The organism is Pseudomonas sp. BIGb0176 (assembly GCF_024810175.1).
Lineage (GTDB): Bacteria > Pseudomonadota > Gammaproteobacteria > Pseudomonadales > Pseudomonadaceae > Aquipseudomonas > Aquipseudomonas protegens.
In genome coordinates this window covers 697448-715077 of the sequence record NZ_JANUEC010000001.1, presented here as the reverse complement: position 1 = coordinate 715077, position 17630 = coordinate 697448, and the positions used below count along the sequence as shown (strand labels likewise).

Genomic DNA, 17630 nt, shown 5'->3' with positions numbered 1-17630 from the left:
GCGCCCCACGCAAAACGCCGCCATCCGGAGGTCCGGATGGCGGCGAATGGGCACTGTCCCGTGGCTAGGGCGCCTGGGTGGAGCGCATCCGGTTCAGGCCGGGTGCTCCAGCCAGTCGCCCAGGCGCAGCAACAGGGCGTCGCAGGCGTGCAGTTGCTCAAGGCTGATGAACTCGTCCGGCTTGTGGCCCTGGTCCATGCTGCCCGGGCCGCAGACCACCGTGGGAATCCCGGCCTGGTGGAACAGCCCGCCCTCGGTGCCGAAGGCCACGGTGCCGAACTCCCGCGAGCCGCTGAGCAGCGCCAGCAGGTCGGCGGCCTCGCTGTCGGCAGCGGTGGCCAGCCCCGGGTAGGCACTCAGAGGTTGCAGGGCGATCCCGGTGTCGGCCTGCACCGCCTGCATCTGCGGCAGCAGCTGGTCCCGGGCATAGCCTTGCAACTGGTCCACCACCGCCTGGGCGTCATAGCCCGGCAGGGTGCGCACCTCGAAATCGAACTGGCACTCGGCCGGCACAATGTTCAGGGCCCGACCGCCCTGGATGGTGCCGGTCTGCACCGTGGAGAACGGCGGATCGAAACGTGGGTCGTGGTGCTCGGGTTGCGCCAAGCGGCTGCCGATCTCCCCCAGCTTGCCGATCAGCCGCGCCGCGTACTCGATGGCATTGACCCCATAGGGCGCATAGGCGGAATGGCAGGCCGCGCCGCGCACCTGGCAGCGCATGGCCAGCTTGCCCTTGTGGCCGAGCACCGGGCGCAGCTCGGTGGGCTCGCCGATCAGGCACAGCAGCGGTTTGTGCGGCCGCTGCTGCATTCGCTCAAGCATCGGCCGCACCCCCAGGCACCCCACCTCCTCGTCATAGGAAAAGGCCAGGTGCACCGGCAGCCGCAAGCGGCGCCGGGTCAGGCCCGGCACCGCAGCCAGTACCGAGGCGATGAAACCTTTCATGTCGGCGGTACCGCGGCCGTACAGGCGCCCTTCGCGCTCGCTGAGGACAAAGGGCTCGACGCTCCAGGCCTGGCCGTCCACCGGCACCACGTCGGTGTGGCCGGACAGCACCACACCGCCACGATCCTCGGGGCCGATGCTGGCAAACAGGTTGGCCTTGGTCCGCTCCGGGTTGTAGATCAGCTCGCTGTGCACGCCATGGCTGGCCAGGTAATCGCGGATGAAGCCGATCAGCTCCAGGTTGGAGTCGCGGCTGACCGTGGCAAAGCCCACCAGCCGCGCCAACAACTCGCGGCTCGATTGTTCACTCATTGCCCGGCACTCCGTAGCTGGGCGCCGCCGTCGGGTCCAGGGCGCGAGTCAGGTAGTCCTGCATCTGCGGCCGGTAGGCCTGCCACAGGCCGGCGAGCTGGCCGATGGGGTCGGCGTCGGCCCAGTCCACCCGCAAGTCGACGATGGGCCAGGTCAGGTCGTCCACCACGCTCAGCGCCGCCGAATGCACCGGCCCCGCCTCGCCCCCCGCCGCCATCGCTGCCTGCATCGCCGCCAGCAGGCGCTCCACCAGCATGCCCGGGGTGTTTTCAAAGGCCTGGACCATGGCCTCGATCACCTGCGGGCCTGCCAGCAGGTTGCCGGCCGCCACGCACTGCTCCCCCGCCACCGCGTTGTGCTGGCCCAGGGCTTCCTGGCCGCTGAACAACGCGGTGCGGCCCTGGCTGTCGATCACCGTGACCTGGCGATACTGGCTCCAGCCGTTGCTGCCCAGGGCCCGGTCCAGGGCGCTGGCCGGGTCGAGCTTCTGGCCCTCCAGCAGGTCGAGGATCTGCGGGCCCAGGGCCGGCAAGGTGACGTTCTGGGTCGCCACCGCGCCCACTCCGGCCCGCACCCAGGGGCAGCGCGCGCCCACGGCGATGCTGGAAGAACTGATGGCGATGCCCATCTGGCCGGTTTCGGCGCAGCGTCCAACGATGGAAAAAGTCATGCAAACTCCCTGGCCCACAGGGCCTTGTGGCAAGCGCGGCACAAGGCCGCCGGAAACTTCGGCAACCCCCTCACTCGGGGATCACCGCGATCACGTCGATCTCCATCAGCCACTGCGGCTGGCCGAGGGCCGAGACCACCAGCCCGGTGGAGATCGGGAACACCCCCTTGAGCCACTTGCCTACCTCCTGGTAGACCGGCTCGCGGTAGCGCGGGTCGGTGAGGTAGGTGGTGGTCTTGACGATGTGGCTCAGATCGCTGCCGGCCTCTTCCAGCAGTTGCTTGACGTTTTTCATCGCCTGCTCGGCCTGGGCCCGCGGGTCGCCGAGGCCGACCAGCCGGCCGTCGAAGTCGGTGCCGACCTGGCCGCGCACATACACCGTGTTGCCGGCGCGCACGGCCTGGCACAGGTCGTTGTCCAGGGACTGGTTGGGGTAGGTGTCCTTGGTGTTGAACATGCGGATGCGAGTATGAGTAGGCATCAGTGGGCTCCCACGGGGCTGAGGTTGAGGGCCGGTGCTTCGGCGGTAGCCGCCGGCGGCCGGGCGTCGCTGTAGGCCTGGTACTTGCGCTGGGTGGCGATGTGGTCGGCGACATGCTTGGCGTCGTGCCACACCCCCCAGATAAACGACGAGCCACGGCGCGACAGCCAGGGCAGGCCGAGGAAGTAGACCCCCGGCTCGCGGGACACGCCGCGCTGGTGCAGGGGCTTGCCCTGTTCGCTGAAGGTGTCGACCTGCAGCCAGGAAAAGTCCACGGCGTAGCCGGTGGCCCAGATGATCGAGGTGATGCCGGCCTGTTGCAGGTCGAGTTCGAGGATCGGCTGCTTGACGCAGTCCGGGTCCGGCAGGCGCCGGCGGGCTTCGGGCTCCAGGGGCAGGTCGAGGCCGTTGCGGGCGATGTAGGCATCCGCCGCGTCCAGCAATGCCAGGTAGTTCTCGTCGCCCCGGGCCAGGTTGTCCAGCAGGTCGGCCTGGAAGGTCACGTGCTCGCCGGCAAAGGCCTTGGTCAGCCCCACCAGGGTGATGCCCTGGTGCGCCAGGGCGCGGAAGTCGATGGTCTGGCCGCCGCGGGCGCCGCTGACGGCAATGGTCACGTGCTCGCGCCCCGGCTTGGCGATCTCGGCGTCCCACTCTCCCAGCACCCCGAGCCACCAGCAGAAATCCCGGTTGCGATAGGAGCGCGGTGGCCGGTCGTGGGCCCCCACCGACAGGTAGACCCGGCGCCCCGCGCGCTGCAGCTCATCGGCGATCTGCACCCCGGACGACCCCGCGCCCACCACCAGCACCGCGCCCTCGGGCAGTTGCTGCGGGTTGCGGTACCCGGCGGAGTGGATCTGCGTCAGCCGGTCATTGGCCGGGGCAATCGGCGGGATCACCGGACGCTGGAACGGCCCGGTGGCGGCCACCACCCGTTGCGCCTGGATCAGCCCTTCGGAGGTTTCCACGGTGAAGCCCGGGCGGCCGACATTGCGCAGTACCTTGCGCACTTCCACGCCGGTGCGGATCGGCGCATTGAACTTGCGCGCATAGGCTTCGAAATAGTCCGCCACCTGGTCCTTGGCCGGGAAGGCATCGGCGGCGACATCGAATTCCATCCCGGGAAAGCGGTCGTGCCAGGCCGGCCCGTTGGCCACCAGGGAATCCCAGCGCCCGGTGCGCCAGGCCTCGGCCACCCGGCTGCGCTCCAGCACCAGGTGCGGCACCCCGAGCTTGCTCAGGTGCTCGCTCATGGCCACGCCGGCCTGGCCTGCGCCCACCACCAGGGTGTCCACTTGTATGGGTTGTTCTAAGGTCATATCTGTGTCCTTCTGCGAGACGAATGGCGCCAGCCGGAAGGCTGGGCGCACGCTGTTCAGAACCCGGGGGTAAGTCGGATGCCACAGATGGTGCGACAGACGCCTGCGAAGGAAAAATATTAAAAATGTGCTCGCTGGATAAGAAAAAGCGAGGCAGCGCGCGAGCATGCGAAGCGTGCAACTTCACAACACCGGCGCTGCATCGCAAGCACTCGGGCCCGCGGCCTGGAGCCCAGGCTCAGCTTCGCTCACTGACAAAGGTGTAGCGGCTCAGAGCCTCGGCCAGTCGCGAGGTTTCATCTGCGCAGCGATAGCTCGCCACCAGGCCTTGCCTGGCGCTCTGCACCACCCTCACCTCTTGCAGCTCGATGGCCAGCAAGGCGGCTTCCTGGCGTATGACTGTCTCGATTTCAGCCATGACCAGCGCGGGCTTGAAAATCTTGCCCACTCCGGTGACGGGTAGCGCGTCGGCCAGGATGATCGCCTTGGGCACCGCTGCGCGCTCGCTGATATGCCGCGTCGCGTAGTCCAGCAACTGGGCGCTGCTGATGGCACTCCCGGCGCGCACCTGCACATAGACCACCGGTACTTCCCCGGCATGCGCGTCGGGCCGGCCCACCGCTGCACACAACGCCACATCGGGGTGCGTGGCCAGCACCTCCTCGATGTATTTGGGCTCAATGTTGTGCCCCCCGCGGATGATCAGTTCCTTCTTGCGCCCGGTGAGCCAGAAGTAACCTTCGCCATCGCAGCGCCCAAGGTCCCCGGTGTTGAACCAGCGCTGTTCGGACACACCGTCGAGGGCGACAGTATCGAACCACGCCCCCTGATCATGGGCGCTGTCCAGATAGCCGATGAAGACATTGGGACCGCTGATGCAGATCGCCCCCACCTCATCGACTTGCGCATCACGCAACCAGGCACCTCGCTCATCGAGGATCATCACCCGCATGTCCTGCCAGGGTAGGCGCAGGCCGACCGAGCCAATGCGCGACTCACCGCGCGCCGGATTGACCGACGACGCGCAAGTGCCCTCGGTCAAGCCATAGCCTTCGAGAATGCGCTGGCCTGTCTGTTGCTCGAACTTGCGCAGCAAGTCCCTGGGCATCGGCGCCGCGCCGCAGATCGCCACCGTCAGCGAGCTTGTGTCATGCCCCGCGCAGGGCACCTGCAACAGGCCGGCGTAGACCGTGGGCACAGCTGAATAGCTGCTGACCTGATGGGTTTCGACTATCTCCCAGAACCGCGGCATGAATCCCGGCGTGCGAAACCCCGCCGGTGGTGCCAGCAGCACATGACCGCCCTGGGCAAATGCCGCCAGGCCACAACCGATCAGCGCATTGACGTGAAACAGCGGTAACGCGGTCAGCACGGTGCGTCCTGGCCGCAGGACCGGCGCGCCGATCACCGCATCCAGTTGCCCGCAGAAGATCACTTCATTGCGCTGGCTGTGACGGGCAATTTTCGGCAAGCCGGTGGTGCCGCCGGTGCAATAGTAGGCCGCCACGTCGTTCAGGCCCGGCGGGGCAAACCGCAGGCGCTCGCCTGGCTCGAGGGCCAGTTCGGCGAAAAAATCCAGGACCGGCACCCCGGCCACTTCCGCGGGCAGCGGCGCGCTCTGCCCATGGCCCGGCAGGTGCCGCATCGGGTCGACAGCCAATACGCCTTGCAGGCCGGGCAAGCGGGCAATCGCGCCCTCGACCCGCTGCCAGATCTGCGCATCCGGCTCGGGGCCTACCGTGACTATCCAGCGGACCTTGGCCGCCGCCAGCAGCTCGGCCATCTGCGTGCCGTCCAGCAAGACGTTGACCGCAAAGGCGATACCCGCGGTCTGCGCACCCCACATGGCGATATGGGTTTGCGGCAAGTTCGGCAGGATCAGCGCAACCACGTCGCCCCGCCGTACCCCCAAGCGCTCGAAGAGGTTGGCTGCGCGAGTGATGTCCGCCAGCAGTTGGGCGTATGTCCAGCGCACCGGTCGCGCATGATCCTCGACCCGCAGAAAGAAGCTCAGGGCCGGGGCCTGTGGCCATTGGCTCGCGCTGCGTTCGATCAACGCATAGGTGTTGTTGATATCGGCAAAGGGCTGAGGACCCGCCTCGATCTGCAGAACGTCCTGATAGTCGCAAAGCATTTCCAAGACCTCCAATCATGAATTTTCTTGACTTGAGATGCTGGCATGAGGCGAATTAGGTTACTTGGCATTTGATAACAAGAATTTGGCATTCGGGAACAAAATGAACCGTCCCCCCTTGTTTGTCAGGGCCCCTGCCCTGACCGGCTTCACCCGACTGGTCAGCGAGCATGGCGGTGACGCCCAGGCCCTGCTGGCCCGTGTCGGCATGACCCAGGCCCAGCTCGACGACGCCCATTTCAGCCTGCCCCTGGAGAAGGTCGCGCAGTTGCTGGAGATCACCTCGCAGGCCTTGTCGCTGGCGGATTTCGGCGCTCGCCTGGCGAACCTGCAGGACGTCTCCATCCTCGGGCCGCTGGCCCTCATCGTGCTCCACGCCAGCCACCTGGCCGATGCCCTGGAACGGGTCGCTCGCTACATGCCCTACCACTCCCCCGGGCTGAACCTGCGCCTGAGCGTCGAGGGCCAATATGCCGCCTGGCACCTGCAGCATGACCTGAGCGTAAGCAGGCTGGGCGACCGGCAATTGAGCGAGCTGGTCCATGGCATTGCCCTGGCTTTCCTGCGCCGGGTTACCCACCACACCGGCAAGCAATGGCAAATCAATTTCAGGCATGACAGCCCCCTCGACGCCAAGGCCTATCGCGCCCTGTATGGCTGCCAGGTACGCATCAACCAGGCTGAAAACGCCCTGCTCTTTCCCGCCAGCTTGCTCAGTACCCCGCTGGCCAGCGCCAGCCCGGCAATGCTTGAGACCACCGAGCGCATTGTCCGCCGCCTGATCCAGAGCCACCCCCTGGACCTGGGGCGCCAGGTGGAAATACTGGTGGAGCGCCTGCTGGTGACGGGCAACTGCACGCTGCCGGTCCTGGCCGGACAACTGGGCATGCCCCGGCATATGCTCCAGCGCCGCCTGCTAGCCCAAGGCTTGCGCGTGGAGGAAATCATCGATGACTTGCGCCGCAAGCGCCTTGAGTCGCTGCTGCCCCACCCGCAGATCGCCCTGACCGAAGTGGCGTTCCTGTTGGGCTACGGCGACCCCAGCTCGCTGACCCGCGCCTGCTATCGCTGGTTCGGCCAGAGCCCCAGCGCATGTCGCCAAAGGCACCTGGCGCAACCTTAGGCTCTGTACGAAAACTACCTGTGCTTCGATCAGACTGCGTTGAAGACAGGCTCGGCATGCTCATTCAGGCCGCTGGACTCGGCTTCCTCGCCTGCTTTTGCCTTGCCTGATCTTTGCTCGGCGAGTTTTCGTACAGACCTTTGGCGCGGCCGGTTGAGCCCCCCCGGCACCCGCGGTTCAAGCACCCGGGAATGTCGACAGCCCGGCACTCCCCGGGGCTTCGCTGACGATCATGTCCACGGCTTGCTGGGCAATCGGTGAAAGCGTGCGTCCGGCATGGGTCACCACGGCGTAGCGGATGGTCAGCACATCCGCCGGCCAGGGCGGCTGTATGAACGGTGCCAGGTCCACCAGCAACCCGTTGTGCAGGTCCTGGTCGAGCCACGAGCGCCAGGTCAGGAGCAACGAGTCGCTGCTCAGGGTGGTTTCGCGCAACAGGTTCAGATCGTTGGAGCTCAGGGTCCAGGGCAGCAAGGTGCCCGGCGCCAGATCGAACAGGGCATACAGCGAAGCTTCGTTGGACGGCGACACGCCACTCCACTGGTAGTCGAGGATCTGGGCACGGGCAATCGGACCTGCCTGGCGGGCCAGCGGGTGATCGCGGCGACAGAATACCGAGGCCGGCTGAGGCGGCAGATGGGTCACGGAAAAGCGCGGATCGATTTCCTCGCCCGACTTGAGGCTGGCGACCACGAAATCCAGTTGCTCGGTTTCCAGCAGGTGGCACAGCTGATTCCAGTACCCGACCTGGACATTGAGCACCAGCCTGGGGACCTGTTTGCGCAACCTGATGAGAATATCGACGGTGTTGAGCGTGGCCGCCATCGGGTTGATGCCCAGGCGCAGTTCCCCACCTTCGGCGCCGGCAATATCGATGGCTTGCGCCACCAGCTTCCTGGCGCAACCGAGCAGCTCATGAGCACGCCCGATCAACTGCTGCCCGGCAGCGGTGAGCATCACCGTGCGCGTATCACGATCGAAGAGCCGAACGCCCAGGTCCGCTTCCAGCGACTGGATGCTGCGGCTGAACGCCGTCTGCGACAGGTTGGCCCGAGCCGCAGCGCGGGAAAAATGCAGTTCCTCGCTCAGATAGACCAGATGGCGCACACGTTTCAGATCGATTAAGTCGTTCACTGCATTAATCCAGCCCTATCTTTGCATTGGACACTCTTAACACGCTCCCAGAAGATTCTCCACCACCAGCATCGCCCGGCAGACAACACGTACTGCCTCCAATAAAAAAAACGATGGGGAAGTTCTGTGGCGCACCAATTCCAGCTTGATCCATTCCGCTTACTGGGCCTGCCAACGCTGCTTGCACTGAGCATCAGCGCACCTGGCCAGGCCGCTACCTTCGACATCGGCGAGATCCAGGGGCAATTCGATTCTTCGTTGTCCATTGGCGCCAGCTGGGCACTGCGCAACCCGGACCGGGCCTTCATCGGCACGTGGAACGCAGGGCACGCTTCAAGCCAATCCTCCGACGACGGCCGGCTGAACTTTCGCAAGGGCGAAACCTTCTCGAAGATCTTCAAGGGCGTGCACGACCTGCAGCTCAGCTACGGCGACAGCGGAGTATTCCTGCGGGGCAAGTACTGGTACGACTTCGAGCTCAAGGACGAGAGCCGGCGCTATGTGCAGATCAGCGATGAGCATCGCAAGGAAGCCGCCAAGTCCTCGGGCGCGCAGCTGCTGGACGCCTTTGTCTATCACAACTATTTCATCGCCGATCAGCCCGGCAATGCGCGCCTGGGCAAACAGGTGGTCAGTTGGGGGGAAAGCACCTTCATCGGCAATGGCATCAACGTGATCAACCCGACGGATGTCGCCGCCTTCCGGCGCCCGGGAGCCGAAATCAAGGAAGGCCTGATTCCGGTCAACATGCTGTTTTTGTCCCAGGGGCTGAGCGAAAACCTCTCTGCCGAATTTTTCTATCAACTGGAATGGGACCAGACCGTCGTCGACAATTGCGGGACCTTTTTCGGCTCCGACGTGATGGCCGATGGATGCAATACCCGCATGGGTTTCTCGCCCCCCTGGGACCCCAATGGCCAATATCACTTCACCCGGGGTGGCGACCGCGACGCGCGGGACAGTGGCCAGTTCGGGATGGCCCTGCGCTGGCAGGTCGAGGCGCTGAACAACACCGAGTTCGGCCTGTATGCCCTGAACTACCACAGCCGCGCGCCTTTCCTCGGTGGCACGGTCGGCACGGCCCCCTTCGCGGTTAAGCCTGGGACCAGGGCATCGAGCGCCGAGTACTTCATCGAGTACCCGGAAGACATCCGCCTCTATGGCCTGAGCTTTGCCACCACCCTGGGCACCACTGCGATTTCCGGCGAACTGAGCTACCGGCCGAACATGCCGCTGTCACTCAACGGCAGCGACGTGACCATTGCCGCGCTCGCCGGCCCGATGGCGGCCGATCTCGGTGCGCCGATCTTCACCAGCGGCTTTGCGCAGCCAGTGCCAGGCGAGAGCTTCCACGGTTATGTGCGCAAGCCGGTGACCCAGGCGCAAATCACCCTCACCCATTTCATCGACCAGGTCTGGGCCGCCGAGCGCCTGAGCCTGATTACCGAGATCGGCTACAACCACCTGGGGGATATCAACAGCAACGCCTTGCGCTTCGGCCGGGACAGTATCTTCGGCAACGGCGAACTGCCCGACAACCGCAATTGCGCGCTGATGGCCAACCCGGTCAACCCGCAGAACTGCAACAACAAGGGCTTCTACAGCGCCAGTTCCTGGGGTTATCGCGGCCGCGCCATCCTCGACTATCAGAACGTGATCGCCGGGGTGAACCTCAAGCCCAGCCTGTCCTGGTCCCATGACGTGCAAGGCTACGGCCCCAACTTCAACCAAGGCAGCAAGGCCATCAGCCTCGCCCTGGATGCCGACCTTCGCAATACCTACTCGGCGAGTCTTTCCTACACCGATTTCTTCGGTGGCGCCTACAACACTTCGACTGATCGCGACTTCGTCGCCCTCAGCTTCGGCGTGAGCTTTTGAATCCACAATCAGCAATCGAACAGGACAGGGTGCGATGAACATTTCGAAGTCGTTTTTTCACGGCAGTGCGTTGTCGCTGCTGCTTTGCACGTCGGCCATGGCCGCAGTGTCGCCCGAAGAGGCGGCCAAGCTCGAGACCACGCTGACCCCGGTGGGTGCCGAGCGCGCCGGCAATGCCGACGGCACCATTCCGGCCTGGACCGGCGGCCTGGCGAAGAATGCCGGGACGGTCGACAGCGCAGGTTTTCTCGCCGACCCCTATGGCAGCGAACATGCGTTGTTCAGCATTACCTCGCAGAACGTCGAGCAGTACAAAAGCCGCCTGACCCCGGGCCAGGTCGCGATGTTCAAGCGCTACCCCGATTACCGGATGAACGTCTACCCCACTCACCGCAGCGCCAACGTACCGCCGAGCATCGTCGAGGCAGCCCGCAAGAACGCCCTGAACACCACCCTGGTTGCCGGCGGTAACGGCCTGGAGCACTTCACCAAGGCCTATCCGTTTCCGATTCCCGGGAATGGGCTGGAGGTGATCTGGAACCACATCACCCGTTATCGCGGTGACAGCGTGAAGCGCCAGATGGTGCAGATCGTGCCGGATGTCCAGGGCAACGGCACACCCGTGACCTTTGCCCACCAGTACGTGTTGCGCGAGAGCCTCGCCGACTACGATCCGGCCAAGCCGAGCAACGTGCTGTTCTACAACAAGCAGACCGTGGTCGCGCCAGCGCGCCTGGCCGGCAACGTGGAACTGGTTCACGAGACCCTCGATCAGGTCAAGGAACCGCGCCAGGCCTGGATCTACAACGCCGGCCAGCGCCGTGTGCGGCGGGCCCCGCAGGTGGCCTACGACGGGCCGGCCGCCAGTACCGACGGCCAGCGCGTGGTGGACAACTACGACATGTTCAACGGCGCGCCGGATCGCTATGACTGGCAACTGGTGGGCAAGCAGGAACTGTACATCCCCTACAACAGTTACAAGCTCGATTCGCCCACGCTCAAGTACGCCGAGATCACCAAGGCCGGGCACATCAACCAGGACCTGGCGCGCTATGAACTGCACCGTGTGTGGCACGTGGTCGCGACCTTGAAACCCGGCCAGCGCCATGTGTATGCCAAGCGCGATTTCTACATCGACGAGGACTCCTGGCAGGCCGCGGTCATCGATCACTACGACGGGCGCAATACCCTGTGGCGGGTTGCCGAAGCCCACCAGCTTTCCTACTACAACAGCCAGGTGCCCTGGTACACCGCCGAGACCCTGAATGACATGGTCAGCGGCCGCTACCTGGTGCTGGGCCTGAAGAACGAAGAGAAGAGCAACTATCAGTTCGGCGTCAAGGCGCTGGAGGCCGAGTTCACGCCCAACGCCTTGCGCCAGAGTGGGGTGCGCTGAACTCGGGTCACGACGGCTCGAACAACAGCGCCTTCGCCGAGGGGGCGCCAGGACCTCGTACTGGCGGTGGGCACAGCCTCTGTGCCAACCGCCACTCTTTGGAAAATGCCATGAAAAGCACCCCCGCTCCTTCGCTACCGCTTCAATACGCGCCGAGCACAGCACCGGCAATGCCCCGCGGCAACATGCGCCGGGTGGTCGTCGCCTCCTCCCTGGGCAATGCGCTGGAGATGTACGACTTCACCGTCTACAGCTTTTTCGCGGTGATCATCGGCCAGCTGTTCTTCCCCTCCGACTCCCCCCTGGCGTCGCTGATGATGTCGCTGGTGACCTTCGCCCTGGGGTTTGTCGTCCGCCCGCTAGGGGCGGTACTGATTGGCCGGGTGGCCGACCGCTACGGCCGCAAGCAGGCGCTGTCGCTGACCATTGCCTTGATGACCATCGGCACGGGCATCATTGCCTTTACCCCCACCTATTCCAGCATCGGGATCTTCGCCACCATCATGCTGGTGCTGGGGCGGATGCTGCAGGGCTTTTCCGCGGGCGGTGAGGTTGGCGCCGCGTCGGCCTTCCTGATGGAGTCCGGGCGCACCGACAACCGCTGCTTCATGGTCTGCTGGCAAGGCGCGAGCCAGGGCGCTGCCGCCCTGCTCGGGGCGCTTTCCGGGCTGGCGCTGACCAGTGTTCTGTCGGAGCAGGCGCTGCACAGCTGGGGCTGGCGCGTTCCGTTCATCATCGGCCTGCTGATAGGCCCGGTGGGCTGGTACATCCGCAAGCACCTGGATGAAACCCACCAGAACCCGGAGAACCCGACGCCGTTTCGCGACCTGTTGCGCAAGCACGCGCGCACCCTGGGGCTGGGCATACTGCTCATGGCCAGTTCGACGGTCACCTCCTACATGGTGGTGTTCTACATGCCGACCTACCTCACCCGGACCTTGCACTACTCCAGCAGCTTCGCCTTTTCGCTGGTGGCCTTCGCTTGCGTCCTGCTGACGGTCGTTCCCCCGCTGGCCTCGCGATGGGCTGACCGCATGCCACGGCGCAAGCCCTTGCTGTACTGGCTGTGCGGGCTGCAGATCATCCTGACCTACCCGGCCTTCATGCTGTTGGGCCTGCAAAGCACCCTGCTCTGCCTGGTGGCGGTGTCGATGCTGATCCTGCCGATGGCCATCAGCGGCGGCGCCGGCCTGGCGCTGCTGATGGAAGCCTTCGCCCGTGACGAGCGAGTCACCGGGCTGTCGATCGTCTACAGCTTCGGGGTCACCCTGTTCGGGGGGTTCTCGCCGCTGATCGTGACCTGGCTGATCGCCGTGACCGCAAGCCCGCTGGTACCTGCCTGGTATCTGTGCAGCGCCATCGTGCTCAGTGGCGTGGCCCTGCGTTTCTACCCGGAATATCCCGGCCGTCCCTGAATCCGACCTGCAACTGCCCCTCTACCTGGAACAAGGAATCCGTTGTGAACATGACCTCTCTGCAAGACCGACTGCAAGCCAGCACCGAGCGCTTCCTGAAGATCAGGCGCAACATCCACGCCCATCCGGAGCTGGGTGAAGACACCCTGGACACCGCAGCCCTGGTCACCGGCCTGCTCGAAGGCTGGGGTTATGAAGTCCACACCGGGGTGGGCGGCCATGGCGTGGTCGGCGTCCTGCGTCGCGGCTCGGGCACCAAGACCCTGGGCCTGCGGGCGGACATGGATGCCCTGCCGATCATCGAGCGCAACGGCTTGCCCTGGGCCAGCCAACACGCCGGGGTAATGCACGCCTGTGGTCATGACGGCCACACCGCCACCCTGCTGGCGGCGGCCGAACAACTGGCCCTGCACGGCGAGTTCGACGGCACGCTGAACCTGATCTTCCAACCGGATGAAGAAGGCCTGACCGGCGCCAGGAGCATGATGGCCGACGGGCTGTTCCGGCGCTTCCCCTGCGATGCGGTGTACGCCTTCCACAACATGCCGGGGTTTCCCGTGGGCTACGCGATCATCAAGAGCGGCGGGGTCATGGCCTCGTCCGAGCGGGTCGGCATTACCCTGACCGGCAAAGGCGGACACGGCGCCGTGCCGGAGCGCGCCGTCGATCCGATCCCGGCCCTGGCCGGCATCATCAGCGCCCTGCAAACCGTGGTCTCGCGCAACATCAGCGCCAACGATGCGGTGGTGATCAGTATCGGCAAGGTACAGGCCGGAACCGCCACCAACATCATTCCCGAATCGGCCATGCTGGAACTCAGCGTGCGCACGGTTGACCCGGCGATCCGCCAACAGGTCGAGCAGCGGATCCGCACCATCGTCGAGGGCCAGGCCGCAGCATTCGGGGTCACCGCCGAGATCGACTATCAGTTGCTGGCCCCGGTCCTGGTGAACACCGTCGCCGAGACGCAACAGATGCTCGACGCCGCGCGCAAGGCCCTGGGCAACGAGAACGTGGTGGAGCAAGTGTCATTCAGGGCCATGGGCAGCGAGGATTTTGCCTGGATGCTGGACGAAGTGCCCGGCTGCTATTTCGGCCTGGGCAATGGCACCGGGGAGTTCAACGGCTGCTCGGTGCACAACGATCACTACGACTTCAACGATCAATTGATTCCCCTGGGCGCAGCGTGCTGGGTGGAACTGGTCGAAGGCTACTTGCGCTGAGGCGCTTGGTTCTCGGGGTGCCCCGAGCTGGGCGCCCACACACTGTCTTGTGCAGGCCAGCCCTGCACCCGCCTATCAGGACACTGCCATGCCAAACGCTACCGCCATCGCCGACATGAGCGCCATCGAGCTGCTCGGTCATTACCGTGACAAGCAGCTGTCTCCCGTGGAGGTCACCCAGGACGCACTGGCCCGCATCGAGCGCTTCAACCCGCGGGTCAATGCCTTTTGCTACACCGATCCCGAAGGCGCGCTGAACACCGCACGCGAAGCTGAAAAGCGCTGGATGAAGGGCCAGCCCTGCGGCGCCCTCGACGGCCTGCCGACATCGATCAAGGAACTGACCCCGACCCGGGGCATGCCATCGCGCAAGGCATCACTGACGATTGGCGCGCAAGGCCCCTGGGACGTCGACGCGCCCGTCACCACTTTCATGCGGGAGGCCGGCGCCGTGGTGCTGGGCAAGACCACCAGCCCGGAGTTCGGCTGGAAAGGCGTGACCGACAGCCCGCTCTACGGCATCACCCGCAACCCCTGGGACACCCGCATGACCTGCGGCGGTTCCTCCGGCGGCGCAGCGGTGGCCGCGGCGCTCAATCTGGGCGTGCTGCATCAGGGCAGCGATGCCGGAGGCTCGATCCGCATCCCCGCCAGCTTTACCGGCACTTTCGGCTTCAAGCCCACCTTTGGCTACATCCCCCAGTACCCGGCCAGCGCGACGACCCTGGTGTCTCACCTGGGCCCCATGACCCGCACCGTGGAAGACGCCGTGCTGCTCCTGCAGGCCATCGCCCGCCCCGACCCGCGGGACGCGCTGATGGGAGCCCCGCGACACACCCCGTGGCTGCCCGACAGCACCCACCTCAACGGCCTGCGCATCGCCTACAGCGCAGACTTCGGCTATGTGCAGGTTGATCCGCAGGTCGCTCGCCAGGTGGCGCAGGCCGTGGCGCGGTTGGAACAACTGGGGGCGATCGTCGAAGCGGTCGACCCGGGATTCGACGACCCCCTGCAACTGTTCAAGAGCGTGATCTACGCCGGCGCACAGACGCTGGCCCGGCAACTGAGCACGGCCCAGAAAGCCATGCTCGATCCGGGCCTGTTGCGCTTTACCGAAGAATGCCGCCACACCACCCTCGCCGACTTCACCGCGGCCCAGGAAGCCCGAGCGGCCTTGATGGCCCACATGAACATGTTTCACAGCCGCTACGACCTGCTGGTCTGCCCGATGCTGCCGATCACCGCGTTCGAGGCCGGCCACGACACCCCGCCCGGCAGCGCAATCGATGACTGGATGAAGTGGTCGCCTTTCAGCTACCCCTTCAACCTGACCCAGCAACCTGCTGCCTCATTGCCCTGCGGGTTCTCGGAGGCGGGATTGCCCATCGGCCTGCAGGTGGTTGGCGCGCGATTTGCCGACGATCAGGTGCTGCGGGTATGCCGGGCTTACGAGCGTGCATTTCCCGCGCCCTTTCCACAGGCCCCCATGACCGGCGCGGCCATGGCCCAGCAGGTGTCGCCGGTGTAGGGTTTGCACCCTCTTGCCGTGCGCCGCAGTCAGCCCGCCGCAGACTGCGCCAGGACCTGGGCCAGGGCGTCCCTCAACTGCGCCTGGCTGAAGGGCTTGAAGATCCGTGGCAGCTCCGGCACCGGGCCGTCCTGGCGCTGGGCATAACCGCTGGCCAGGATGATCGGCAACTGCGGGTGCAGGCGCCGCACCGCTTCGGCCAACTGGCGGCCATCCATGTGTGGCATGGCCATGTCGCTGATCATCAGCTGGATGTCCCGGTGCTGCTCAAGACACTGCAGCGCCTGGGCCCCGCTGGCGGCGCGGATGACTCGATGGCCCAGGTCCTCCAGCAGCAGCGTGGTGCTGTCCAGGACCAGGCTGTCGTCATCCACCAGCAGCACGCACAGCGGCGGGTGGTCCGGGCCCGGGGCCGGCATGGCCTCACTGCCCGGCGAACCCTTGGCCGCGCTCGCCAGGGGCAGCCACAGCTCGGCGCGGGTGCCCTGGCCCAGGCGGCTCTGGAGCACCAGGCGCCCGCCCAGTTGCTCGGCCAGGCCGTGGACCATCGACAGGCCCAGGCCGGTGCCCTTGCCCAGGCCCTTGGTGGTGAAGAACGGATCGGCGGCGCAGGCCAGGGTCTGTTCGTCCATGCCCTGGCCATCGTCGATCACCGCCAGGCAGACGTACTGCCCCCGGGCCAGGTTGCCCGTGGCCCCGCGCAATTGCGCCTCGATCAGGATCGAACCGCCCTCGGGCATGGCATCCCGGGCATTGCTCACCAGGTTCAGCAGCGCCAGTTCCAGCTGGTTGAGATCAGCCTGCACCGCCGGCAGGTCCGGCGCCATCTCCACCCGCAGGGCAATCCTGGGCCCCACCGAACTGCACAGCAGGCCGCTGAGGCTGGCCACCAGTTGGCCCAGGTCCAGGGCCTGGGATTTCAACTCCTGGCGCCGGGCGAAGGCCAGCATGCGCTGGGTCAGGGTCACGCCGCGCTCGGTGCCCTGCAGCGCGTTGTCCAGCAGGCGCCGCAGCCTGGGGTCATCGCCGACCCGTTTGTGCAGCAGCTCCAGGTTGCCGCGGATCACCGTCAGCAGGTTGTTGAAGTCATGGGCGATGCCGCCGCTGAGCTGGCCGATGGCCTGGAGCTTCTGCGACTGGAACAGCGCTTCGCGGGCGACCTCCAGTTCCTTCTGCGCCTGGACCACCTCGGTGATGTCGCGGGTGATCTTGGCGAAACCGATGATGGCCCCGGAGTCGGCGCGGATCGGGTCGACAATCACATGGGCCAGGAACCGCGTACCGTCCTTGCGCAGGCGCCAGCCCTGCTTCTCGAAACGGCCTTCGCGGGCGGCGGCTTCCAGGGCCTTGCGCGGCTCGTCGCTGGCCCGGTCCTCGGCGGTATAGAACAGTGAAAAGTGCTGACCGATGACTTCCTCTGGGGCATAGCCCTTGATCCGCTGCGCCCCCAGGTTCCAGCTGCTGACCCGGCCCTGGGCATCGAGCATGTAGATCGCGTAGTCGGTCACGCTCTGCACCAGCAGGCGGAACTGCTGTTCGCTCTGTTTCAGGGTCTGCTCGGCGGCCCGTTGCTCGGTCATGTCCCGGGTGACCTTGGCAAAGCCGATCAGCCCGCCGGCGCTGTCGCGGATCGGGTCGATCACCACATGGCACCAGAACCGCGTGCCATCCTTGCGCAGGCGCCAGCCCTCGCCTTCGAAACGCCCGCACTGCGCGGCACTGTCCAGCGCCCTCTGGGGCAAACCGGCCTGGCGATCCTCGGGGGTATAGAAGCAGGAAAAGTGCCGGCCCAGCACTTCCTCCTGCCGGTAGCCCTTGAAGCGCCGGGCACCGCTGTTCCAACTGGCGACCCGGCCCTGGGCGTCGAGCATGTAGATCGCGTAGTCCACCACCGCATCGACCAGCAGGCGGAAGCGATCGTCAGTAAGAGGGTGGTACGGCTCGGGCAGATCAGGCATGGCAGTTTCCGTCGGGTATTTTTTTCATCGAATCGGCGAAACGTTGCAGCGCCGCAGCATTCATCGACCTGGGCTCGGGCCAGTGTGCACCGCCTGCAGCTGTCTGTGTGGAATCGC

The 17630-nt window shown here is 65.6% G+C and carries 13 protein-coding genes; 6 read left to right on the top strand and 7 right to left on the bottom strand.

Translation table 11 applies throughout. The features are described from left to right. Positions 1-93: 93 nt before the first annotated feature. The 5 genes from argE to M2395_RS02940 all read right to left on the bottom strand — a co-directional run bounded on the left by argE (position 94) and on the right by M2395_RS02940 (position 5858). Positions 94-1257 (bottom strand): acetylornithine deacetylase, encoded by a 1164-nt coding sequence (gene argE, locus M2395_RS02960; RefSeq protein WP_065364273.1) that lies wholly within the window; start codon positions 1255-1257, stop codon positions 94-96. Further along, positions 1250-1927, bottom strand: coding sequence for a DUF1028 domain-containing protein (locus M2395_RS02955; RefSeq protein WP_123430587.1), 678 nt, complete (start codon positions 1925-1927; stop codon positions 1250-1252). The genes argE and M2395_RS02955 overlap by 8 nt, the downstream gene beginning before the upstream one ends. 70 nt (positions 1928-1997) lie before the next feature. Beyond that, a complete protein-coding gene (locus M2395_RS02950; RefSeq protein WP_011061806.1) occupies positions 1998-2408 on the bottom strand; it encodes a RidA family protein in 411 nt (136 codons plus the stop codon). Beyond that, positions 2408-3724, bottom strand: a complete 1317-nt coding sequence (locus tag M2395_RS02945) for an NAD(P)/FAD-dependent oxidoreductase (protein ID WP_123430586.1) — start codon at positions 3722-3724, stop codon at positions 2408-2410. The genes M2395_RS02950 and M2395_RS02945 overlap by 1 nt, the downstream gene beginning before the upstream one ends. A 238-nt stretch (positions 3725-3962) precedes the next feature. Then, the gene (locus M2395_RS02940) at positions 3963-5858 is read right to left on the bottom strand and encodes an acyl-CoA synthetase (protein WP_123430585.1); all 1896 of its coding nucleotides are present in this window, start codon (positions 5856-5858) and stop codon (positions 3963-3965) included. Positions 5859-5961: 103 nt separating this feature from the next. Here M2395_RS02940 and M2395_RS02935 point away from each other — a divergent pair, with 103 nt between their 5' ends. Continuing rightward, positions 5962-6981, top strand: coding sequence for an AraC family transcriptional regulator (locus M2395_RS02935; protein WP_123430584.1), 1020 nt, complete (start codon positions 5962-5964; stop codon positions 6979-6981). 177 nt (positions 6982-7158) lie between these two features. Here the strand turns inward: M2395_RS02935 and M2395_RS02930 are convergent, their stop codons facing one another. Further along, the gene (locus tag M2395_RS02930; RefSeq protein ID WP_015635988.1) at positions 7159-8115 is read right to left on the bottom strand and encodes a LysR family transcriptional regulator; all 957 of its coding nucleotides are present in this window, start codon (positions 8113-8115) and stop codon (positions 7159-7161) included. A gap of 126 nt (positions 8116-8241) precedes the next feature. On the opposite strand from M2395_RS02930, the gene M2395_RS02925 reads away from it, so the two are divergent. The 5 genes from M2395_RS02925 to M2395_RS02905 all read left to right on the top strand — a co-directional run bounded on the left by M2395_RS02925 (position 8242) and on the right by M2395_RS02905 (position 15555). Continuing rightward, on the top strand, positions 8242-9993 hold the full coding sequence (locus M2395_RS02925) for a DUF1302 domain-containing protein (protein ID WP_123430582.1): 1752 nt from the start codon (positions 8242-8244) through the stop codon (positions 9991-9993). Positions 9994-10027: 34 nt separating this feature from the next. Next, positions 10028-11389 (top strand): DUF1329 domain-containing protein, encoded by a 1362-nt coding sequence (locus tag M2395_RS02920; protein WP_015635990.1) that lies wholly within the window; start codon positions 10028-10030, stop codon positions 11387-11389. Between the two features lie 110 nt (positions 11390-11499). Then, positions 11500-12804, top strand: a complete 1305-nt coding sequence (locus M2395_RS02915) for an MFS transporter (protein ID WP_026022872.1) — start codon at positions 11500-11502, stop codon at positions 12802-12804. Between the two features lie 50 nt (positions 12805-12854). After that, complete coding sequence (locus tag M2395_RS02910) at positions 12855-14027, top strand: amidohydrolase (RefSeq protein ID WP_123430581.1); 1173 nt, start codon at positions 12855-12857, stop codon at positions 14025-14027. A gap of 88 nt (positions 14028-14115) precedes the next feature. Further along, positions 14116-15555 (top strand): amidase, encoded by a 1440-nt coding sequence (locus M2395_RS02905; protein WP_011061815.1) that lies wholly within the window; start codon positions 14116-14118, stop codon positions 15553-15555. 29 nt (positions 15556-15584) lie between these two features. On the opposite strand, the gene M2395_RS02900 is transcribed toward M2395_RS02905, so the two are convergent. Further along, positions 15585-17513, bottom strand: a complete 1929-nt coding sequence (locus M2395_RS02900; RefSeq protein ID WP_053152337.1) for a PAS domain-containing sensor histidine kinase — start codon at positions 17511-17513, stop codon at positions 15585-15587. Positions 17514-17630: the final 117 nt, after the last annotated feature.